The 20,862-nt window shown below is 69.1% G+C and carries 21 protein-coding genes and 1 pseudogene; 11 read left to right on the top strand and 11 right to left on the bottom strand.

Annotated features, from left to right (window positions below; genetic code table 11):
- Nucleotides 1–61: 61 nt before the first annotated feature.
- The gene (locus ACIG3E_RS23560) at nt 62–751 is read right to left on the bottom strand and encodes a DUF1524 domain-containing protein (protein ID WP_399619668.1); all 690 of its coding nucleotides are present in this window, start codon (nt 749–751) and stop codon (nt 62–64) included.
- 707 nt (nt 752–1,458) lie between these two features.
- Here ACIG3E_RS23560 and ACIG3E_RS23555 point away from each other — a divergent pair.
- Together ACIG3E_RS23555 and ACIG3E_RS23550 are read left to right on the top strand one after the other, a co-directional pair.
- Nucleotides 1,459–2,547, top strand: a complete 1,089-nt coding sequence (locus ACIG3E_RS23555; RefSeq protein WP_399619665.1) for a hypothetical protein — start codon at nt 1,459–1,461, stop codon at nt 2,545–2,547.
- Between the two features lie 22 nt (nt 2,548–2,569).
- On the top strand, nt 2,570–2,779 hold the full coding sequence (locus ACIG3E_RS23550) for a hypothetical protein (RefSeq protein WP_399619663.1): 210 nt from the start codon (nt 2,570–2,572) through the stop codon (nt 2,777–2,779).
- Nucleotides 2,780–3,174: 395 nt separating this feature from the next.
- Here the strand turns inward: ACIG3E_RS23550 and ACIG3E_RS23545 are convergent, their stop codons facing one another.
- The 6 genes from ACIG3E_RS23545 to ACIG3E_RS23520 all read right to left on the bottom strand — a co-directional run bounded on the left by ACIG3E_RS23545 (nt 3,175) and on the right by ACIG3E_RS23520 (nt 8,924).
- Nucleotides 3,175–3,483: a hypothetical protein gene (locus ACIG3E_RS23545; protein ID WP_399619660.1), complete on the bottom strand. Its 309-nt coding sequence runs from the start codon at nt 3,481–3,483 to the stop codon at nt 3,175–3,177.
- Between the two features lie 171 nt (nt 3,484–3,654).
- Nucleotides 3,655–4,113 carry a hypothetical protein gene (locus tag ACIG3E_RS23540; RefSeq protein WP_399619659.1) on the bottom strand — a complete coding sequence of 153 codons (459 nt, stop codon included), beginning with the start codon at nt 4,111–4,113 and terminating at the stop codon, nt 3,655–3,657.
- Complete coding sequence (locus tag ACIG3E_RS23535; protein ID WP_399619656.1) at nt 4,110–4,664, bottom strand: hypothetical protein; 555 nt, start codon at nt 4,662–4,664, stop codon at nt 4,110–4,112. The genes ACIG3E_RS23540 and ACIG3E_RS23535 overlap by 4 nt, the downstream gene beginning before the upstream one ends.
- Before the next feature lie 706 nt (nt 4,665–5,370).
- Nucleotides 5,371–7,257 carry a DNA/RNA helicase domain-containing protein gene (locus ACIG3E_RS23530; protein WP_399619653.1) on the bottom strand — a complete coding sequence of 629 codons (1,887 nt, stop codon included), beginning with the start codon at nt 7,255–7,257 and terminating at the stop codon, nt 5,371–5,373.
- A gap of 227 nt (nt 7,258–7,484) precedes the next feature.
- On the bottom strand, nt 7,485–8,471 hold the full coding sequence (locus ACIG3E_RS23525) for a protein NO VEIN domain-containing protein (RefSeq protein WP_399619650.1): 987 nt from the start codon (nt 8,469–8,471) through the stop codon (nt 7,485–7,487).
- 45 nt (nt 8,472–8,516) lie between these two features.
- The gene (locus tag ACIG3E_RS23520; RefSeq protein ID WP_399619647.1) at nt 8,517–8,924 is read right to left on the bottom strand and encodes a hypothetical protein; all 408 of its coding nucleotides are present in this window, start codon (nt 8,922–8,924) and stop codon (nt 8,517–8,519) included.
- A 459-nt stretch (nt 8,925–9,383) separates the two neighbouring features.
- Here ACIG3E_RS23520 and ACIG3E_RS23515 point away from each other — a divergent pair, with 459 nt between their 5' ends.
- The 4 genes from ACIG3E_RS23515 (at nt 9,384) to ACIG3E_RS23500 (ending at nt 12,459) form a co-directional block, all read left to right on the top strand.
- Nucleotides 9,384–9,551 (top strand): hypothetical protein, encoded by a 168-nt coding sequence (locus tag ACIG3E_RS23515; RefSeq protein ID WP_399619645.1) that lies wholly within the window; start codon nt 9,384–9,386, stop codon nt 9,549–9,551.
- Between the two features lie 975 nt (nt 9,552–10,526).
- Nucleotides 10,527–10,832 carry a hypothetical protein gene (locus ACIG3E_RS23510; RefSeq protein ID WP_399619642.1) on the top strand — a complete coding sequence of 102 codons (306 nt, stop codon included), beginning with the start codon at nt 10,527–10,529 and terminating at the stop codon, nt 10,830–10,832.
- A gap of 39 nt (nt 10,833–10,871) precedes the next feature.
- Nucleotides 10,872–11,375 (top strand): DUF6233 domain-containing protein, encoded by a 504-nt coding sequence (locus tag ACIG3E_RS23505; protein ID WP_399619639.1) that lies wholly within the window; start codon nt 10,872–10,874, stop codon nt 11,373–11,375.
- 253 nt (nt 11,376–11,628) lie between these two features.
- Nucleotides 11,629–12,459: a hypothetical protein gene (locus ACIG3E_RS23500; RefSeq protein WP_399619636.1), complete on the top strand. Its 831-nt coding sequence runs from the start codon at nt 11,629–11,631 to the stop codon at nt 12,457–12,459.
- Nucleotides 12,460–12,523: 64 nt separating this feature from the next.
- Here ACIG3E_RS23500 and ACIG3E_RS23495 read toward each other — a convergent pair.
- Nucleotides 12,524–12,754: pseudogene (locus ACIG3E_RS23495) on the bottom strand (ATP-dependent DNA ligase); the annotation flags it as partial.
- Nucleotides 12,755–12,912: 158 nt separating this feature from the next.
- Here ACIG3E_RS23495 and ACIG3E_RS23490 point away from each other — a divergent pair.
- Nucleotides 12,913–13,050, top strand: coding sequence for a hypothetical protein (locus ACIG3E_RS23490; RefSeq protein WP_399619633.1), 138 nt, complete (start codon nt 12,913–12,915; stop codon nt 13,048–13,050).
- A 66-nt stretch (nt 13,051–13,116) separates the two neighbouring features.
- On the opposite strand, the gene ACIG3E_RS23485 is transcribed toward ACIG3E_RS23490, so the two are convergent.
- Nucleotides 13,117–14,325, bottom strand: coding sequence for a competence protein CoiA family protein (locus ACIG3E_RS23485; protein WP_399619630.1), 1,209 nt, complete (start codon nt 14,323–14,325; stop codon nt 13,117–13,119).
- Nucleotides 14,326–14,433: 108 nt separating this feature from the next.
- Here ACIG3E_RS23485 and ACIG3E_RS23480 point away from each other — a divergent pair, with 108 nt between their 5' ends.
- From ACIG3E_RS23480 to ACIG3E_RS23465, 4 genes are all read left to right on the top strand, one after another.
- The gene (locus ACIG3E_RS23480; RefSeq protein ID WP_399619627.1) at nt 14,434–15,063 is read left to right on the top strand and encodes a hypothetical protein; all 630 of its coding nucleotides are present in this window, start codon (nt 14,434–14,436) and stop codon (nt 15,061–15,063) included.
- 1,662 nt (nt 15,064–16,725) lie between these two features.
- A complete protein-coding gene (locus ACIG3E_RS23475; protein ID WP_399619624.1) occupies nt 16,726–16,998 on the top strand; it encodes a hypothetical protein in 273 nt (90 codons plus the stop codon).
- The gene (locus ACIG3E_RS23470) at nt 16,995–18,101 is read left to right on the top strand and encodes an integrase (RefSeq protein ID WP_399619622.1); all 1,107 of its coding nucleotides are present in this window, start codon (nt 16,995–16,997) and stop codon (nt 18,099–18,101) included. Before ACIG3E_RS23475 ends, ACIG3E_RS23470 begins: the two co-directional genes overlap by 4 nt.
- 172 nt (nt 18,102–18,273) lie before the next feature.
- Complete coding sequence (locus ACIG3E_RS23465; RefSeq protein ID WP_399619619.1) at nt 18,274–18,852, top strand: RNA polymerase sigma factor; 579 nt, start codon at nt 18,274–18,276, stop codon at nt 18,850–18,852.
- A gap of 798 nt (nt 18,853–19,650) precedes the next feature.
- Here ACIG3E_RS23465 and ACIG3E_RS23460 read toward each other — a convergent pair.
- The gene (locus tag ACIG3E_RS23460; protein ID WP_399619616.1) at nt 19,651–19,845 is read right to left on the bottom strand and encodes a hypothetical protein; all 195 of its coding nucleotides are present in this window, start codon (nt 19,843–19,845) and stop codon (nt 19,651–19,653) included.
- A 113-nt stretch (nt 19,846–19,958) separates the two neighbouring features.
- Nucleotides 19,959–20,123: a hypothetical protein gene (locus ACIG3E_RS23455; RefSeq protein WP_399619613.1), complete on the bottom strand. Its 165-nt coding sequence runs from the start codon at nt 20,121–20,123 to the stop codon at nt 19,959–19,961.
- Between the last annotated feature and the right edge of the window lie 739 nt (nt 20,124–20,862).

Below are 20,862 nucleotides of genomic sequence, written 5' to 3'. Positions count from 1 at the left end.
GCTTGGCACGGGGCCCTCACCCGGCAGTGAGAGCCCCTCGTTCCTCGCGGTGGTTCGGCGGTCAGGTGGCGGACTCGTAGGTGACGGTGGTGGCCGGGCAGTCCTCGGCCAGGCCGAGCAGGGCCTGGCGCTCGGTGTCGTCCGCGGCCAGGCTCCAGCGCAGCTTGGTGGCCACCCACATCGCGGTGTAGGTGCAGTGGTACGAGCTGTCGGAGGGCATCCACTCGGCCGGGTCCTTGTCGGCCTTGGACCGGTTGGAGGCAGCCGAGACCGCGATCAGCGTGTCCGGGCCCTGGTCGTTGGCGTAGGGCTCACGCCGCTTGGCGTCCCAGGCGTAGCCGCCCGAGTCGTGGACCTCGGCCAGGGGGACGAAGTGGTCGACGTCCAGGCGGGCGGCGTCGGTGACCGTGAGGTCGTCGTACGCGCTGTGCCAGGATCCGCCGGCGAGCTTGCAGCCCGCCGCGACCGTCGGAGCGATCACGGCCTCGGCGAGGATGACCTCCTTGCGGGTGTCACAGCCGTCGGTCAGGTTCGCGCCCCGGGTCCAGTGTTTGTACAGGCTGCGCTGGTAGCCCTCACGCTGCTCGTCGGCGACCGGAAGCTGGTCGACCGCCTCGAACAGCGGCAGCACATCCGGCTCTGCGGACGAAGCTGTGGGTGCGGTGCGGGCATGTGCGGTGGGCGCGTTTGCGAGCAGGGGCAGGGTGGCGAGGGCGAGCGCGGGAAGCCCGCGCAGCAGGTTCTTGATCACAGGGAGGTTGTAGCGGCCTGCGGCCGGGGCGGGTTGGGATATCGCGATGAGCTCACCCGTGTGGGCTCCCGTGTCCCAGCGTCCGTGCTTGGCCAGAGCGGGGTGGTACGTGGTCCCCCCAGGATGGGGTGCTGGAGCCGGTTGCCGAACCTGTCCCCATGGCCGCGCGCGGTGGGCAAGCTCAGTCCGGCGGGTCTCGGAGGAGGTACTGCCAGGCTGTCTTCGGCAGCCTGCGCGATCGCGGCCTGGAACATCACCGTAGGGGCGGTCGTCGCCGCGCAAGCACAGTCCTGGCCGGCGCGCTCTGCTCGGGGCTATGGCTCAATTTCCGCTTCCCGGCCGGGGGCAGGCCTCCCTGCCACATGTTCTGGCGTTGCGGCGAAATCCCGGAGTGTCTCAAAATCCACTCCAGGTCAGCGGCAGATGAAGGGTGCCCACGGTGCGAGCGAGGGGCGTAAGGGAACCTCAGAGGAACCTCAAGCAAGGCTTTCCCGCTTGAGGAATCGCCCTCGTCGCCACGGCCTCTCGACCTGGAAGTGCGGTCGGCTTCACGCTAACCACCGGTGGAGCTGCAGAAGCATGTCAGCCATTCAGTTGCTGAATGAACGCAGTTGGATACGGAGTTGCTATGGTCGGCACGCGCCAAGTCGATCAATGACTTCGCGGAAGAAACACTGACCATGTTTCTCGCAAGAGGGGGAACCTCTATGTCCGCAACAAAGTCCGGCATATCTGCACCCAAGGTGGCGCTGGCCACGGCTGTCGCGCTGAGCATCCTGGGTGGGGCTGCCGCGCCGGTGGGAGCTGCGGCGGCGGGGCAGGAAGCGCCCACCGCATACGAGGCCATCGAGCGCACGGGAGTACTGGCGGAGACCGCCTCCGACAGCCCCGGCAAACTGAACGGGACGAGCCTCTCCCAAGGGGTGACGCTCGACCCTGTCGGGTCAGGCCTGGTGAAGAAGGCGGCAGACCCCGACCTCCCGGACGACCCTGAGACCAGCGTCATCTCCAACGAGGGCACAGCAGGGCCGGGCAGGCCCACGATGCGCATCTCGCTTCCAGCCGCCGACGGCCAGGCCCGCACCCCCGCCGCCGCCCCGGGAGCCGACACGAAGACAGGCAGGGACAGCGCGGGAGGCGGCCTGCTGACCTCGCCCACGAACCTGCCGCAGACCGAAGCAGCCGCCCAGTTCCTCAAGGACGGCGTGCGCATGATGACGGTCATCAACGGCCCTCAGGCACCGACCCGCACCCAGTACAAGCTGTCCCTCCCGGCCGGTGCCCACCTGGAGGAAGCCACTGCGAGCTACTCCGCCGACCAGCCCATGCCCGAAGGAGACGCCCCGATGACGGGCTACGTCATCGTCTCCGCCGACGACACCGTCCTCGGCGGCATCGAAGCGCCCTGGGCAACCGACGCCAACGGCAAGCACGTCCCGACCCGCTACGAACTGGACGGCGACAACCTCATCCAGATCGTGGACCACGCCGGCGCCGCCTATCCCGTCGTCGCCGACCCCAAGGTGTCGTTCGGCTGGTGGGTCTACGTCCGCTTCAGCCGCAAGGAAGTCAAGAAGGTCTCCACCCGTATCGGCGCGGGAGTAGCCGTCGCCTCGGCCGTGTGCAACCTCATCCCCAGTGACAAAGCCAAGGCCTTCTGTCTCGCCGTGTCCGGGTATAGCCTCGTCCACCTGGGCAACGTCTTCGTCAAGGCGGCAGGCAAGAAGTGCAAGGTCGAAGTCAAGTGGGCCTACTCGCCGGTGTACCGCACCAAGCAGTATTCATGCAAGAAATAGCGTCCCGCAGGAAGGACCGGCCATGCGTGGAACAGCCACAGCCAGGAAAGCGATCCTCGCCGGCCTCAAATGGGGAGCGGTAGCGGCCGGAGCATCCGTTCTCGTACGCACCATCATCTTCGACGAGCCCGCCCTTTCCACGGCCAACGTGATGACGTTCACCATCGTGGCACTGGCCGCTGCAGCAGCCACGCTCTACAGCAACCGCCAGCACATGGACGAACCCTCCTGAACACCTGACACAGGGCCCGGCCCAGCTTCCACCGGACCGGGCCCTCACCCTCCAGCGCGCCGCCACCAGAAGCCACGTGCACCCGCCCCGACAGACCTCTCGGGCGCTTCGAGGACGACGGCCTCGACCTGACCGGCTCGCCGCGTTCACCGCCCTGGCCCCCGCGCAGGCCACCCAGCACGCCGCCCACCTGGGCGCCACCGACTGGCACACCGATACCGAAGCCGACGTCGGCCAAGGGAAGTTGCGCGCGGCTCACCGAGCGCGCCCTGCCTCTGACCGGACTGCTGTAGCACCGCCCCCGCCGCGGGGCATCGCCGCGGCGCTCCACGGCTGAGCCTTCCCCAGCCGTGTGTACTCCCGGGCCCAGATGACTGAGTAGCTGACTCTGCTGCCTACCTCCAGGGCCGCAGCTTCTTATTCAGTTCCTCGTACCACGAGGCCCAACGCGGCTCCCGCGCTGCATCGGGCTTTAGGCCGAGTGCCACGACCGGATCGGTGACGAGGTAGGTGATGCGGTAGGCCAGCACCTGCGTGCCTGTGTCCATCCACTCCTGGGTCTGTGTGGCGGGAGGAATCGGGCCAAGGACGGCCACGAACCAGGCGGGGAGCAGCATCCGGTCGCGAATGGCCTCGGCGAGTCGTCCGCGCAGCTGCCCCTCCAGCATTTTGCGTGCCTTGTCGCCCGCTTCGATGACGGGCATCTTCTCGCGGCGCAGCCGCTCGTCGCGGCGCAGCGAGCTCCGTGCGTCGGCAGGCCGCCTCAGCGGACTTCGCGATCCGCTCCTCGAGAGTTCCAGCGGGGCCTGCGGCGAGGTGGAAGTCGTGGGCTGCCTGCTGGTGTTCGCGGGCGGTGCGCGGTGTGCTCGCCAGTGTCAGGGCTGTGGCCAGGACAGTGTCGCGGCGCTCGGCCTGTTCCTGGAGGGCTGCCTCGTGGTCGCGGATCCTGTCCTGGCAGAGCCGCCGCTGCCAGGCGTTGAGCAGCCCGGCCCGGACCTCCCACCCGGCGTCGGCAGCTTCGGCCACTCCGCGGCGACGGTGTCGAAGTCGACCTCGGGCACTCCGGCAGCAATCCTGGTGTGGGCTTCGAGGACCTGCAGGCGGGCGCTGAGCTTCTTCAGGGCTCTCTCGGTCTCCCCGATGTGGTCGTGTACTTCCTCGTCGAGGTCACGATGCTCCTGCTGCAGCGTGCTGATGTCGTCGCGGATGTCCCGCAGTTCGTAGTCGAGGTTGTCGACGCTGCCGAGCGTGGAGTTCAGCGACTCCAGATCGCGCTCCAGGTCGTCGGCGCGGCTGTCCAGGCCGCGGATCTCATAGCTGTAGTCGTCGCTCACCGCTGCCCCTTTGGTCCGGTGTTGCCGGGGTCTTCGCTACTGGTGACGGCCACGCCCAGCCAGCCCGGAATGATCACAGCCAGAAGCCACATGGGCAGGAGTCCGAAGAACAGCAGAACGACCAGTACAGCGACCGCGTGCAGAGCGATCGCCGCATTGCGGCGACTTCGGTGCCCGGTGACGCGGATGGTCTGGAAGGAGCCTGCCACGGTGCCCGCCAAGTACGGGAGAAGGAGGAGAAGCCACCACCAGGTGCAGTCCAGGACGAACACGCACGCGACCAGCGCGGCAGCAAGTACGGCCTGCCCGCGCCAGGACCACCGCACGATGCGCTCACTTACCGCCCGCTCCGGTTCGGCCAGCAGCTCGGGCATCTGCTGCTCGAAGGCGAGCAAATCGCGGGTGGCTTCCACCAGGCGCTCATATTCCCCCGCGTAGGCGTCGTCGTCCGGATCGCACGCGGCGACCGCGGCATGCAGGGCACGAATCTGCTGCTGCAGCTGCGCGTGCCGCTGCCCTATGGACGCCTTCGTCCCGCTGGTCCCGCTCACTGGCCACCACCTCCACCTGCCGAGGACTGCACGGCGCAGGGTGCCGAGGCCGGCTGCGCCGGAACTGACCGACCGTACTGGCCCTGATCAACAACACACCCCACGAACAACCAGCCCTGACCAGATTTGGCCCCCGCCAAGTCGCATCGGACGCCTCAAGCCAGTGCGTAGCCCTTCCCCAGTCGGTGTCACCGGCCGTGAGTGCCTGTGCGAGCACGATCGTGTTCCGTCAGTCGCAGGGGTGACTGCACATCAGCCCTCGTTGGGCCACGAATTCCAGGATCCGGTCGGCGCCCCAGAGGTAATCCCCTCGAGTTCGGGTCTCGTCTGCGATCGCGTCCCAGCTGTAGATCAGCCGCGCGATCTCCTCACGCACGGGCCGCCCAGTGTCGTCAGAAAAGTGCAGGTCGGGCGGCGATGGTTGCGCCAGAAGCCTTGCCTGATCGGTTCCTCGGGCGGCTGCGGTGGGCCGTTTCGGCGACAGCCTCGTGCTTGCAGTTCTCACACAGGTGCGGGTGGGATTCCCTCGCCTCGCCCCATGCGGTGGGCTCGATGGCCGTCCACCGCTCGTCGGTGAACCAGCTCGCGCACGTGGCGCACACCGGGCGCCGCGCTTCCCGCTCGGCCTGGCGCTGATGCTCCTCTCGCTAATGCGCCCGATCCCGACGATTCGGCGGAGGGCTGTGACTTCGGGTGGTGCTGTGGTTCAGATGGGCTGCTGGACCGGCACAGGCGGGGCGGACTCTGCCGCAGTCGGTGCAGGGACCAGTTGGCGCAGTCGTGCCTGAGTTTCGGGGTCGGTGGAGTACAGGAGGGTTCCGGACATGCCACGGGTGAGGAGGACCTTGTAGGTGTTGCGGACCAAGCGGAGGAAGGTGTCAGGGTCAGTTCTGCTGAGCGCGGGGTCCCTGCTGGCCTGAGGGTTGGGGAGCCAGCGGTCCTGGCGCCAGACGAGGTCGTCTCCGAGGATGACGCCGTTCCAGTCGTACTCGAAGCCCTGGGCGGTGTAGATGCAGCCGACCTGGCTGAAGCCGTCGGGGTCGGTGGCCCACAGCCAGGACGGGGGGACGCCGTCGAGGCGTGCCTCACCGCGCAGGTTCCACGGCTTGCGCCAGGAGCCGATCGTGATGTCGTCGACCAGGCGGCCGCGGCGCGGGTCGCTCCATCGCCAGCAGAAGCCGGCCGTGATGCGGGCGGTGAGGTGCTGTGCCTCCTTGGCCTGCAGGAGGTCTTCCATCTGCTGGGGAGAGTCGACCACTCTGACCTGAAAGGTCCGCTCGTCGGCCCACTCGGTGGCGGGCTCGTCGGTGAGCTGCAGCAGGCGCAGGACCCACTGTTCGTAGGCGCGGCTGCCGCCGTTGCGGAACTGGCCGTTGAGGTCGATGTGGCGTGGGCGCAGGCCTCGGGCGGCGGCGGCCTGGTCGATCGTTTGGCGGCTGCCCATCTCGCCGGGGCGTACAACTTGGTGGTCGTCCATGAGGAAGACGGGGACGCGGGCGGCGTCGAGGAGTTCGTCGATCTGGCGTACCCCGCGGTGGCGGACGGAGTGGGCGCGGATGCGGTGAGCCTCGTCGCAGATCAGCGCGTCCAGTCCATTCTTGGGGGCGTCGGCGAAGTTCATGAAGTAGCCGAAGAGCTTGCGGACGCGGGGGTTGTCGGTGCCGACGGCGTGGTGGAGGGTCCGGGTGAAGGACTTGGATCCGGTGGCGTGGACCACGGTGTGGCGGTCGCGGGCGAGGTGGCGCATCAGGTGCAGGGCGATGACACTTTTGCCGGAGCCGGGGCCGCCGGTGACGATGATGACTTCTTTGATGTCCGCTTCGCGGGCCTTCTTCACCGCGCGACGGACCAGGGAGACGGCGACCTGCTGTTGGTCGAGCAGGACGAACCGGTCGGTGTGCAGGATTTCTTCCGCGGTCGCGCGCAGCAGGGGGCGGCTGGGTGCCAGGGGGCTGTGGACGAGTTCGTCGGCGGCTGTGGTGCCGTGAGCGGGTGAGAGGCGCGACTGCAGATAGGTGATCAGCTGATCGCGGGTGCTGTGCGTGAATAGGCGCCCGTGGTGGTCGGGTTCGAGGGCGAGCAGGTCGGCCACGCCGGTGGCATCGGCGTTGTGGAGGTAGGCCACGCCGACTACTGCGTCGGGTTCCGCGTCCAGCACGGTGGTGAAGTCCTGCAGGTACTGGCAGTAGCGCCGTACCTGGGCGACCGGGTGCAGGAAGGCCCGGTTGTTGTTGCCGGCCCCTGGCAGGCAGAGGTCCTCGGTGTCGGGCAGGGCCCGGGCGTGGGTCCACTGCTTGAGCTCGACGATGACGTAGGACGGCTGGGACGTATTGGGGTGCCAGCCGGCCAGCACCACGTCGGCCCGCAGGCTGGACAGGGCCAGCCGGTACTCGATCAATACCTCGACATGCTGCAGTCCGGCTTCGTCCAGCACGCGGGCCAGGGCGGGCAGGCTGTGGCGCCAAGACCGTATCTCCGCGTCTTCCAGCCGGCCCAGTCGCGCCTTCCGGTGGCGCTCGGCCAGATCGTCGGCCACCGTGCCCTGTTGACAGCATTCGATGAACTCGCGCGCGGACATGCGCAGTAACGGCATCGTCGTCTCCTGGGTCGAATGCGTTTCCTCAAGCAGCGCGGGCGGCCCCGCAGGGTGAGTGCGGCCCGGCGTGGTCGAGCGGCGTGCCTGGGCACGCGGGGCCCGGTCCGCAGGGGGCTGTCCCCCGGCCCGGAGCCGGAGGGGCCCGTCCGGTGCCGCGTGAGCCGCGCGTGAATACAGCCGCGCCCCTGGGCGCAGGCGGCCAGATCGGGCGAGCCGGGCCGCGGTTACGGTTGGGGGACGGCAGAGGGCTGGGGGACGAGATACTGGTAGTGGGTGGGCCTCAGGTCTTCCTCGGCCGGCTGCCAGTCCTCGAGCAGCAGGACGTCGCCGCCGCTGCAGTGGTACGCGCCGTCCGTCTTGGTGACCTTGATGTCGCTGACGATAAAAAGGTCGACGGTGTGGCTGGTGTCGCGGGCGTGGAAGACCTCGTTCACGGTCAGCTCCACGCTGGTGGGGGCGCCGGTGGTGCCCTTGACCTCCACTCGCCGCTCCAGTCCTTCCCGCTCCAGGCGCAGGTCGTAGGGCTTGCCGACCTTGTGCGCCGTCCAGCCCCGCTCGGGATCCTGGTAGTGGGTGACGGCCTTGTCCTCGGCGTACAGCTCGACCGCCTTGCGCTTTTCCGGGTCCATCTGCCGGCCCGCGCCCCGCCGCCCGCGCCGGGGGCTGTTGGGGCCCTCCAACTGCTCAAGCGTGACCCCCGGGGTCGCGCCGAGCGCGAGGTCATGGTCCGCGGCCCAGTCGGCCTTGATGCCGGCCGCGTCGAACAGCGGCTGCGGGTCCATCGCCACCAGGTACCCCACCCCCTGCTGGGTCCCCGACCGGCGCGCCGCCTGCGACGCCTCCGCGCTGAGCGGACCGTCCGGGCCCAGCGGCACATCGTCGAGCACGGCCAGCGGCTCCAGGCCCAGCCGGTAGGGGTAGATGACCCGCTCCTCAGCGACCTCGTCCGGCCAGTGCGGCGCCGTCCCCTGGTACACACCGACCTGCACCTTGCACAGCACCATCCGCGCAGACTTCGCTTCCCACTCCCCCGGCTGCACCCGCGGCGCCGCCCCGGTCACCAGCACCGCGAAATCCGGCTCCCGCCGTCCATACCAGTCCGGCTTCCTCGGAAAACCCCAGGAACGCGTCACCATCCCGTGCTCCAGGTTCCGCTGGTGCCCGACCTTCTGCCCCACATGAATCATCACGAACAACACCTCAGAAGCCACCAGGGCACCCTAGGGTTCCCACTAACGACAGGTCAACAAGGTTTTTCACCTGTCAACACATGCTCGCCCTCGCCTAACGCTGCCTCCGCCCCAACCGTCACGCACGTTCTCGCCCGCGACCGCGAACGGCGAGGAGAAGCATCTGAGCAGTGGACTTCTGCGGGCTACGGGGCATCGGCGCTGCTGTTCCTCGCGGGCGATCTGCCGGGCGAGGGCATCGCGGTCGACGTGCGGGGCGACGGCAGCGAGCACCAGGCGCTGGAGTTCGGCCGGCTCAAGCGCCTCCGCCTCCCACTGCACGGGGCGGCGGGGATCGAAGCCGTAGCGACGGGCGAAGGTCGGCCGCCGAGGATCGCCGTACTTGTCCTCGATCGCGGGCAGCTCGTAGGCGCACACCCGCTCGTAGGTCAGCAGCACCCGCTGGGTGTGGCTCCAACAGCCCGTGCGCGCCACGATGCTGGGCGTCTACGTAGGTCGAACTCCAGCAGCACGGACGGGTACGGCGGGTCATCACGCCTTCTGTGAGTGATCTGAACCGTGCGAATGCTGTGCCCTCAACCGTCCACGCACACCCGACGGGCACAACAGCGGCGCGCTCCCTCACTAGTGCACACTGTGATGCACGGTGAGCCACTCTGCGCACCGCGCACCCGGTTCTACGCACAGTGCGGGTAGGAGAAACATCTCCCCTCTAGTCACGTCTAGTCACGCGCGTCGTGTGACCGTCACAGTGGCCGTTTTAGCGGTCGACTTGAGGGCCTATCAGCCGTTGTCGGCCTTACGGCGGTTGAGATCGTGGGCGTTGGGTGTCTACTCCCCACCTCTATGCTTGGGGATGTTCCTCTGCGGTGTCTGCCCCGTACTTCACCACTCGGTGAAGGCCCGGCAGCCTGGCCGGGCTATCTCGGCGCCGTGGAGGCACATGTGGATGGCAGGACAGCAGCCGACAACGGAGATGGACAGGACGATCAGGAAGCCGTCGAGCGGCGCCGGGAACGGCGCAAGTTCATCGTGCAGCTTCTGGTCGACTGGCTACCGGTGATCGCGGCGGTTGCCAACCACGCACTACAGCGCTTCTGATGAAGGAGCGGTGAGTGTGGTCGTAGCGTCGGGACGCAGCAGCGAGCCCGGCCGAATGCAAGACGACCGGGCTCGCTGGCTGTAGCGCGGAAGGGAGGGCCCTTGACCTGGGGTGGAGCCCAGAGAAGGGGCCCTCTGCGTCATGTCTCACGCTTCCATCCACGCAGATCGATCGTACGGGAAGTGAGGCCTGGTGGTATAACCCCGCTCCAGACAGCCGTGTACAGACAGCGAACGCCGGTCGCTCGACGCGGTCAACGCCGCGCTCTACCTGCGCCGACCACTGCTGGTAACCGGGGCTTTCCAGTTAGCCCTCCATGAGCTCTGACCGCCGAAGTCGGATCCGGAAGCGTGCTGGGGTGGAACGCCACTCCCCCGCAGCACCTCGTTGATGCCTGTCGGCCCCGGCCGCTTCAGCGCCCGGCCCTGGCCGGCCTGGCCAACCGGCTATGAGTAGCCCCGATTACCAGGATGGCGACAGGGCGTACCACCGTGGCTATGCAAGGGCCGAGCAGCGCGCCAAGCTCGAGTGGCAGGGACACGGTAGCGACGATGCCTCTTACATGTGTGCTCGGAAGCCGGTGAGTTCGGGCATGCCATGCACCACCGTCATCGCTCATCGCAGGCGACAGGGAGAACGATCCGAGCCTTCCTGCCCGCGGTCCCTCAGAGAAAGACGCCCTCTTCCTTGCTCGAAGGAAGAGGTGTCGACTCCCGAGGCCGCTCACCCAACCCGGTCTGACCTGCGCCGACGCGGTACTGCACGCGATGGTGGCGCTACCGAGTACGGCACTGGCTGCGGGACCGGACGAGGCACCTCGTTCGCGCCCCTGTGCGGCACCAGTTGCGGGACCAGCCAATGGGCTCTGGATGGGCTTCCGCCCGAACGTCCCGCCCGGCCCCCTGAACCCCAACCCCGCTCCCCCAGGCCGACCTCGGCGATCGGGTATCTGCCGGGACTGGGACGCTGGCCTGGTGAACACCACCTCTCCTCGCGACCGTGCGCTGGGACGCGGGGTCTCCGCGCTCATCCCGCAGGAAGCCCCGGCCACCGCCGCCGACCGGGCCACGGCGGCCCTCGCTGCGATCCGGTCGGTGCCGGTGCACGTCGGCGTGCTCCAGGCCGCCGTGGTGCTGCTGGAGGAAGCAGTCAGCGAGGACTCGGCCCGCGCGGCGGTGACGGCCGACACCGTGGCGCTGCTGAAGGCCGCCATCCACCAGGCGGACCCCGGAGCCGCTCGGCTCGCCGGGGTCCTGCCGGACCAGCGCGCCATCGAGTAGCCCGCGGCCTTGTCCCTGGGCAGCCGTACGGTGGGCACAGTGAGCACCGCTCCGCCCGCCGAGCCGCCGCCGATCATCCTGGTGACCCCCACCGGCCAGAAGATCACCGGACGTCTGCCCGGGCGCCGCCAGACCGCCCGGGCATGGCTGTATGACGTCGGCCTTGTGCTGTGGAAGTCCACCGGGCCGGAGGGCACCGAGCCTGCCGAGTACCGCCAGTGGGTCCCGGCCGCGCACGTGAAGCCTGTCGACGGAACCGACTACAGCGTCGTCCCCACCCAGCACCTGCGCCCGCCCGCGCCGCCGCCACAGTGGGCGTGGAAGGTCGAACGCCAGCAGCACCGCGGCCGGGCGCCCGGCCTGCTGGTGCACGTCTACGACTGCCCGACGGCGCCGCCCGGCGGCGAAGAGCTGAACCTTGACGAGGCGCTCACCGCGCTCGACCGATCCGGCGCCCGCGCCTGCACCGAGTGCGACGCGGCCGTGGCCCTGTCCTATTGGATCAACAGTCGCGAGACCCCGGATACCGATTTCGGCGCCTGATCCACGGCGAGGCCGTCAGCCAACTGGCCAGGCTGCGGTCTGCTGTGGCGAGCGCAGGTCGCGGAGGACCGGGCCGTGGGCTCCGGGCCGCGGCGTGCATCCTCCGGAGTCGTGGGTCAGCGTTCACACGCCTGGATCAGCGTGGGTCAGTAGTTGGGCAACCTTTTGACCTGCGCATTTGGGTGTTCGGGTCAGCAGATGGGTCGGAGGGCCTGAGGAGAGTTCACGGCACGCAAACCGAAAGGAACGTGCCGTGGCCAGTGGAATCGAGGGCGTCTTCAGAGCGCTGAACACCGAGTGGACGCTCGTGTGCAGCGAGAGCACCAATGGCATGCGGGTGGCCGGCTGGCTGGAGGACGCCGCGGTGTTCGCCTCCGGCGAGGCGCCGGTCGACCTGCCCGCCCTGCTGTCAGAGCTGGAGTCCCGCGACCGGGCCCAAGGACGTGCGCACAGCGACCGATGGCTGTGGGCACTGCTGGAGCGGGCGGCCGACCGCGGGGCGGACGCCCAGCTCTCGGCGCGAGTTGTGGTCCAGGCGATGACGCCCGGCGCCGTGCGCCTGACCCAGCGTCTGCGCGCGGGACAGGACTTCGACGAGGTCGCCCAGGTCGTGCTGGCCTCCCTCTACCAAGTGGTGCGCGCCTATCCGCTGCACCGCAGGCAGAAGGTCGCGGCGAACCTGCAGATGGAGACGCTCCACCTGGCCAGCCGCGAGATCGCCGCAGACCTCGGGGCCGGTGGCACCGCGCGCGTGGAAGACCTGGCTCATCTGGCTGCCGACCAGGACGTGACGGAGGACGTGTGGCAGGCAGTGGTAGCGGCGCAAGCAGTGGCCGGCGAACTGGTAGAGCGAGCAGAGGACGCGGTTGGCGCGCGCGGAGAGCTGATCGAACTGCTCGTGTGGGGTGTGGAGGCAGGCGTGCTGGATGGATCACGGGCGCAGGTGATCGCCCGCGATGCGCATGCTGATGGCCGGGGCGCGGCTGCGCGGGCAGGGGTGTCCGCCGTGACCTGGCGCAAGCGGCGGCAGCGTACGACTCATCAGCTGCGGGCGCTGGCTGATCAGTGGGTGTGCGCGGCGTGAACGCAAAGGCGAGCCTGGAGGCCAGCTCCCGGGCCCGGATGGGTGTAGAGGCGCCGCGGGCCTGGACCGCGCCGAAGTCGAGCGCGCCGCCGTTCCAGATGCAGATCTCACCGTCGAGCACGCTGCCCGGCGGCAGAGCCATCGCCGGAACGGCCAGATCCATCCAGGTCGCGGTGATGTCCCGGTGGGACCGGGACTGCAGGCGCACGGTGTCCGGCGTGCGGAAGAGCAGCGCGCGGTGGCCATCGAACTTCGGCTCATACCACCAAGAAGACCCACGGGGCAGGACCCGCACGGTACGGGCGAGGGCGACATCGACGGGAGGCTCCAACCTGCCAGCGTGTGCCGAACAAGATCAACATGCACGTCGGGGTCAGTGCGCCATGCGTCACACGGAGGGCCGGCCGCAGCTCCGGGCCCTCCGTTCCAGCAAGGGGCACGTCGGATCGCCCCGTGGACGGGTACCACGAGGCACGCTGGACACTCCTCTTCTACGACGCCGCGGACGAGGAGAAGCATGCGGCGTACCAGCGCAAGCGTGACGAGGAAGAGGCCGCCTACCAGCGGGCGCGCCTTCTGCAGAGCCGGTGAGGCGCACGGCTCGGGCACTTCGACGCCCCCGCGGAACTGACGCAATCCCTGAGCGGTATGACGAGGTCAGGGGAGGCCGGCGGCGTATCTGACTCGTAGCCGCTCACTGAGGTCTCGGTACTGCTCGAAGCGCTCGCGCCGTTCCTCCGTCGGGAAGAGCAGCGGCACTCCGACGTCCAGGAGGAACGCAGGGCAGGGCCCAGACCGGGGCAGCGGATCGAAGACGGCCAGCAGGATGCCGCGGTCGTTGACGAGCGGGACGCCGCTGGAGTACCGGCTGTCTCCCACGCTCCAGCCGACACTCACGCGTGTGCGGTACAGGTCGGTGAGCTGCGCGATGGCGGCCTCCAGCCCGGGCAGCCGGACTGAGTGCCGGCTCAGGGCCGCCCGGTTGGGGTCCTTGCGGGCCATCAGCTCGGCGGTCTGTGCCTGCTGCCGCGCGTACCCCCGCTGTTCAGCGCGTGCCTTCTCTTCCCTCCTCTTGCGCTGCGCTTCGTCCTCCGCGCGCAGTTTCCTCGCCTCCGCCAGGACGCACCGGGGCGACGCCCATAACGTCCTCACGGGCCGCACGGTGTGCCGCTGCGGGCTTCGTGGGACATGCGCGACGAAGCGTGAGGTGAGGAGTCTGCCGATGAACTCGGCGAACGGTATGGAGGACTCAGGTTCCCAGTAGGAGCCGCTGAACCGGGACAGAGGCTCGACGGCGAGCAGATCATTGCCCTGCCGGGTCAGCCGCACCGAGGGGACGACGCCCAGCCAGGGGATGCGACCGCGGTCGCTGAACCAGCAGGACCGGACTCCGTAGGCGCTCATCCGCTCAGTGCGGGCGCGGATTTCAGCGGCGGTGATACTGGCCAGTTGCGCCTCCAGCGCCATCCGGCGGCCTCCGGCGGAGGCGAGGACGTCCGCCCGCCAACTGCCGTCCGGCCCGCTCACCTCCAGCTCGGCCATCCATCCACTCGCGCGGGCCGCCTGGGCAAGCTCCAGCTTGAGCAGGTGGTGGGCCATGGACTCCTCTGCCAGCGTGCACATCGGAGCCCCGGGCGTATGAGCGAAGAACCGCAGACCCAGGCTCGACACCTTGGCGTGCATTCCGTGGCCGCACTCCGGACACGCCAGCGGGACCGGCGGCCTCACCCGGTGGATCGCGGCCCACTCCCAGCCGCAGCCGAGATCCGGCAGGGAAGCGTCCAGACGGCCACGCCCCGCATGTACAGCAGTGAAACTCACAGCGCCCCCTGCCCGTTGCCCCCGGATGTCCGGTACCCGTTTCATCCAGCCCTGCCCGCGCCTGCCGGTAAACGCGGGCCCGCAGCTGGCGCCGTTGTCAGTGGCGCCCGCTACGCTGCCGCGGCCAGAGGGCGCCGGGGAGAGGGACACCTTGTGGGCACCACACATGAACAGGCTGCACATGCCCTGCTCGATCGGCTGCTGCGTGACGAAGGCTCAGCTGAGGCGCTCACACGCATCCGCCGCCGCCTGGGCACGCCTGGCTTCTACACTCCGCAGTTCGTCAACGCGGTCGGGCAGGTCTTCCGCCGCGATTCGGCCCGTTGGCCTCCGCACCAAGCCGCCTGCTTCCTGATGATCCACCACCGTGTGCTGACCGGGAAGGTCGCCGAGGTCACCGTCGAAGTCGGACAGGAGCCAGGCCCTGACGCCGACCGCACGGGTAACGCCGCCGCTCTTGCCGACCTTCCCGAGCCGTTCGAGGCCAGCCTCGACCTCGAGCAGTACGGAGCCGACGAGGACGGCCTGCTGCTCTGGGAGCGCCCCATCACGGTGACCCGGTGCACCGGCACCTTCTTCTATACTGACTGCGGCTCAGTGCCGGTGACCCGGCCGAACCGTCTGCCCGATGCACAGGTGCCGCTGGAAGTGGGCTACACCCTGCCGAGCCGCGCCTGGTCCCACCTGCTCTTGGACGGCGGGGTGGCCCGCTGGCCCTATGGCAGCCGCCACCTGCATCTGCTGCTGAACACCGCTCATCCTGCACTGCGCGGCGCCGACTGACGGCTGCTCGCCCCCGCCCGCTACAGACAGCAGCAGTAGCGCCGCAGAGTAAACAACGTGACGAGTAGTCACATAGCGCTATGAGAGCGTGCCGACTCGGCCGCGTGCCTGTCCGTGATTTCGTCTACCCCTGCCCTGGAGGTCGGCAGCCAGCTGACCACCTGGAATTCGTGTCGACGCGTGGCTTCCGGCACACGCTAGGGCGCTACTGCACGCCCGGACGGCTACAGAGGGACACAGACAATGGTCCGGGGAAGCAGCAGTTTGAGCCTGCACGACACCGGCCAGAGCGATCCGTTCGTGCAACCCCTGCAACCTCAAGATTGATCGAGCCCGTAGCCTTCCCCTCGCTGCTGACGCCTCACGGTCTGTGGCCGCAACTGAGTTCGGCCCGGTCACGGGCGTGGGACAGAAACGAGCCTGCGCTCCCCGCCGACTGCTAATTCATGACAGTTTTCGGTTCGCGTGCAACCACAAGCATGATTTAGGTTGTGCATCCAAGCGTTCCTTTATTTTCTGCGAGTGCTTTCGATTCCGTAAAGGTTCGACCAATTGAGGAATGAAGCTTACTTCGCCACTCGAACTCCGGAGATGCCTAATTCGACTCAACTCTTACCTAGCGGGAATTGGCATGTCTCGATAGCGTACTGGCTGAATTGATTGAGCGTATCGAATTGTGTATCTTAAATGTAGCAACCTACTTCGCTGTGCGGATTATTGGTGGTACTCTGCCTGAGGTTGATGAGTCGTCACTCTCATCCTGCAAAGTCCACATGGCAGAGCCCCACGCCCGCCCGCGAAGCAGTACGTGGGGCTCTCGGTCAGGACTGCTGATGGGCCCGCCCCTGCTGGGGTGGGCCCATCAGCGCTTCTGTAGCCGTCAGCCCCAGAACTTCACGGCGTAGTACGCCGCCTGGAGCGTCCGGGCTACCAGCTGTGCCGCGTCTGCGACCCGCTGAAGCTTCGTCCTCACCGGCTCCTTGGTCCGGTCTTCAGACCCGTTGCCGGATACCACCATGTCACCTCCCTCGCTGGATGAGTCCAGCTGGGCACCATCCAGTGAACCTGGGAGGCGACAGAATTCAAGGTACACCACCGAGAGGTCATGATAACCGGAGATCGCACCGGAACGAGGGAATCTGGCTGCGTCGTTGGGCCTCGGTGGCCACCCGTGGAGTCGAGTGGCGCCGAGTGGGGGGCTTCTATCGATTTTGGAAGACCTGGAAGGTATGGAAGACCTGGAAGGTATGGAAGGTCTGGAGCTTATGGAAGACCACTCTTCGAAAAGGCCCGGGGGGGCTGTTCTCTCTTTCCGTGCCACGCTGACGCGTGGCTAAATCCGCCTAAAGTGCAGGTCAGGACTGTGTCGGCAGCTGCGAAGGTCTGGGTCCCTGGCGCTCCGCGCCTAGGGCGGAGGCGTCGCCGAGGCCTGCCGGGTCCCCGGAGGCGCCCTCTGGCCTAGGTGCCAGGTCCCCAAGGTTGGATGCAGAAGCCCCCTGGGAGACAGTTTGTCTTCCGCTCCTGGGGTCCGGACGAGCGGGATGCCAGAGCTCCTGGCTGCCCAGACCATGCAGGGCGCCGGGCCCGGCCAACCGGTCCGGGAGGCGTCCGCGAAGCCCGGACAGGGGGGACGCGCTCGCGGTCCTCGCCCTGCGCGAGGCCATGTCCCGCCAGATCAACGACCACCGCCCGAGCCGGATCCGTGAGGCGATCGAGCTGGGCGCCACCTGGTCCGAGACGGCCGCCGCCCTGGAGATCGCCCCCGATGCCGCCCGCTTCCTGCTGCGCGAGTGGGCCGACCGTCAGCACCGCCTCCACCGGTACGGCACCGAGCGAGGCGACGCCCACCCGGAGGGTCTGGCCGAAGCCGAGTACACCGCGGTGCTCGCCCTCGCCGACCTGGGCGACGACGAGACCACCACGACGGCCCGATGACGGTCACGGTCGAGACGGCGGCCGCCGACGACGTCGCCGGGTCGCAGGCCACACCGGTGCTGGACCCGGCGGCCGCAGAGCGCCAGGAGCTCATCGAGCGGTGGGCCGAGCGGCACGGTGTCGACGCCACCCGGCGCCTGGCGGAGGCCGAGGACCTGGCCGACGCGGTCGCCGCCGAGATCACCCCGGACAACACCACCGACACCTACGACAAGAGCTGGCGGGTGTGGACGCGGTTCTGCGCCGCCGCCCGGCTACCGGAGATGGAGGGCTCCCGGGGCGCCCTGGTGGCGTTCGTGACGTGGATGCTGCGCGAGGGCCAGCAGAACGGCAAGGGGTTCGCTCCCAGTTCGGCCTCCACCCACCTGGCGGCCGCCGTCGTCGGGCTGCGCCAGCGCGGCGTGAGCGTCTCCGGCGACGACCAGGCCGAGGCCCGCGCCGCCCTGGAGGGCCTGGCGGTGAAACTGCTGAAGGCCGGGGAGCGGCGCGGCCGCGGACAGGCCATCGGCGCCGACATCGACGGCCTGCGGGCCATCGCCCGCGCCTGCCCCGACACCCTCACCGGAGCCCGCGACAAGGCCCTGGTCCTGACCGGCTTCCACTACGCCAGCCGCTCCCAGGACCCGGCCGGACTGCTCACCGGCGACGTCACCGTGCACCCGCGCGGCCTGGTCGTCGCCGTGCTGACCGGCAAGACCAAGCAGTCGGTGCGCAACGCCAAGATCCGCTACGCCGATGATCCCGAGATCTGTCCGGTGCGCGCGTACACCGCCTACCGCACCCGCCTGGTCGCCGAGCACGGCCCGCGGTGGGCCGACCCATCCACGCCCGCGTTCGTCGGCATCGACCGCTGGGGCCACGTCACCGGCGGGATGGTCCCCGACTCCGTCACCCGCGCCATCAAGCGGATCTCGACGAGGGCCGGGGTGCCGATCGCCTGGACCGGGCACTCCCTGCGCATCGGGCTGGCCTCCGTCGGCCGCCGCAGGGGCAAGGACGCCATCGCAGACCAGGGCGGCTGGGCCCGCCACTCCCGCTCGGTGCTCGGCTACATGCAGCGTGACGACGGCTGGGACGACAACGCCTCCGCCGGCCTCGCCTGACACCGCGACCATCTCCGTCACACACCAGCGAAAGCGTCCTCGCGGGCGAGGCTCCGTAGGAGAGATCACCCCGTGGTCGGCTTCTCGCGTAACAAGCGATGCCCCTGTAACGGTGGACGCACCCCGTTCGTCATCTGTACGTCCGGAACTTCCGCAGAGCCAGGAGGCATCTGTGCGTACCGAGGGGCGGGAGCCTCCGCCACGTCCGACGCTGGAGGCGTACGCCCGGGACACGGGGCTCAAGTGGGCGGCGTTCGTCGCTGCGCAGTACCCGATACTGCGCAGCGAGGCCGACGACGTGGTGAGCACCGTGCTGCTTGAGGCGTACCAAGCCGGTTGGGACACCATCGTCATGCCGGACCAATGGGTGCGGTGTCGCCTCAAACAGCGTGCCCTCGACCGGATCCGGCAGCTGCGGCGGGTGGACCTGGTCCCTCTGCCTGAACCTCATGAGGAGACGCTGGCCTGGGCAGACGCGGCGGCTGAGGGGGACCCCGCGCAGCAGGTTGCGGGTGCGGAGGACGAGCGGCTCCTGCGCGAGCTGCTGAGACATCTGCCGTTGGAGCAGCGCGAGAACGTATATCTGGAGCTGGCCGGGTTCTCCGCCAAGGAGCGGGGCCAGGCCCTGGGGTGGTCGGAGACGAACGCGAGAGTGGCGCTGCACCGGTCCCGGAACGCACTGCAGAAGCTGCTCAACGAGCGGGCGGACTACCGGGTGCAGGTTCCGGGAGTGAAGGAGTCCACGGCATGAACAGGCACCTTCCTGACAACGTCCGCTCCGTCGGCGTTGGCCGACGCTTCCGGCCCGGGGACGGCCGACGGCTGCGTCGTGCGATGCAGCGAGCCTGGACCCGCCGCCTGGAGCCGCCGGTGCCGCCAGCACCAGGCGCCGCCTCCGTGGACGAGCTGATGGACCAGCTGCGCAGCCGGTCCGTCCCAGCCGACCCGGTGGAAGCAGAAGCCCGGCAGGTGATCCACATGGCAAGCGTGTGGGCCGCGCAGCAGGGGACAGCCGCACCCCAGACAGAAACACCGCAGCAGGCCGACACTCCCCCCGTTCAGGCGGAACAGGAGCCGGACGTCACCAGGAAAGTGGCCAAGCGGTGGCAGCGCGGACGGGACTTCTTTGGGATCTTCGTGCTCTGCCTGACCATCCCCTTGTGTCTAGTGACGGCCGTGGAGCTGGCCCCCGAGCCTGTGCTGGTCACCGCCGTTGCCTCCGGCGCCGGAAGTGCCCTAGCGGGCACGTACGGGCTGCATCTCCACTGGCGCAGGCAGCAGAGGCGGGCGGGGCGGCTACGGGTTTCCAGCCGTCTGGAGAGCATCCGTCGCCGCCGACGCGACAGCCCTACACAGCCACCGGTCAACACGGCTAACGGACCGACAAGCGCGGCGGAGAGGTGAACGGCGCGCGGGCCGTCCGCCACTACCCGGGGCCACCGTGCCCGGGCCTGAGCGGAAAAGGGCCCGGCGCGTCCGGTCCCTTCCCCTCCGGCCTGCCCCGCCGCCTGACGTGCGCGCCGCATGGCCCGCGTTCTGCCCGGAGGCATCAGCAGGCCGCGGCGAGTTCTTCGATCCGGTCGGCGAGGAGCTGGTCGGGGTGGTGCAGGACGGCTCCGTCGACTTCGTCGGCCTTCAGGCGGTCGACCGCTTCGCGCAGGGCTTTGCCCGCGGGCCGGGCTGATCCAATCAGACAAAACAGATGTATCGCCGAGGTGTTGCGCGAGTCCGCGCGCGCGGGCACGCGTACGGGTAGGTCCCCGGGGGCGCGCGAGCCGCCCTTGCCCTTCGCACACCTCCCGGGGCCCGGGGAGGGCCCGCGCCCTGAGAGGAGGGGGGCCAGGTATCAGGAGGCCCTCAGACCGGCTCGATCGGCCGCGCGCCGGCGAGGTCGTCGAGCCGCTCGTACAGAGCGCGGACCAAGCGGGCCTTGTGCTGGACGCCGTGCAGGCTCGCCGAGCCCTGGCCGTCCGTCGGCCTCGCCCAGGACGACCTCGGCGAGCAGGCGCCGGGTGTCGTCATCGGGCAGCCAGTCCGCGTGCGCGCGCACGTCGGCGGCGACGGCATGTCCGGCCCCCGAGAGCAGCAGGCCCGCCTGCTGGCAGTCGCCAGCCGGGCCGCACCGGTTTCGCGTGTCCGACCAGCAGGGGTGCGGGGAGGGTGCGTCACGGCCCCGCTCAAGGTCATCCCGACGAGAGAGGGCCCCGAACCCCTGAACCGGGCCCGGCTCGGGAAGACGCAGGTCGCCAACCGTGCGCGGCTTGCCCGACATGCTGTATCGCGCGAGGCTGCGCCCCACGCTCCTGCGCCAGCGGTCCTGTCAGGTTGCCCGGCACCCACGTGGTCTGGGGAAAGCGGAGGTGACTCGCCCCAAGTCCCCTGTGGTTCCACAAAGTCGCAGGTCACCGAAATCTCAACGGGCGTGGATTCGGTGGCACGGTATGGAGCCGCGGGACGACTTGCGCCGTTAGGGACCGTCGGCCGCATCCTCACATCCCGCACACGCCCCTCCCGTGTGCCCTGCCAGAAGCGAGGTCACCCATGGATCCCCAACTCGACGCCCGCACGGTCCTGCTGCTGCGCCTCCGGGTGAGGGTGCCGCCTGGGCAGGGGGACCGGCCGGGACGGCCTCTTGCGGCCCTTGGGATGGCGTGGTGCACGGTATGGCCGACGCGCCCGTAGTCGGCGGAGCGGAGCGGATGCAAGCGGCCGCGAGAATCCACCCCGGTCGCTTCCGGGGGCGGCTGACGGCGCATCAAGG

The sequence above is a fragment of the Streptomyces sp. NPDC053474 genome, assembly GCF_044544845.1.
Classification (GTDB): Bacteria; Actinomycetota; Actinomycetes; order Streptomycetales; family Streptomycetaceae; genus Streptomyces.
The sequence above is the reverse complement of the archived record's forward strand: the minus strand, read 5'-3'. Positions and strand labels throughout refer to the sequence as shown.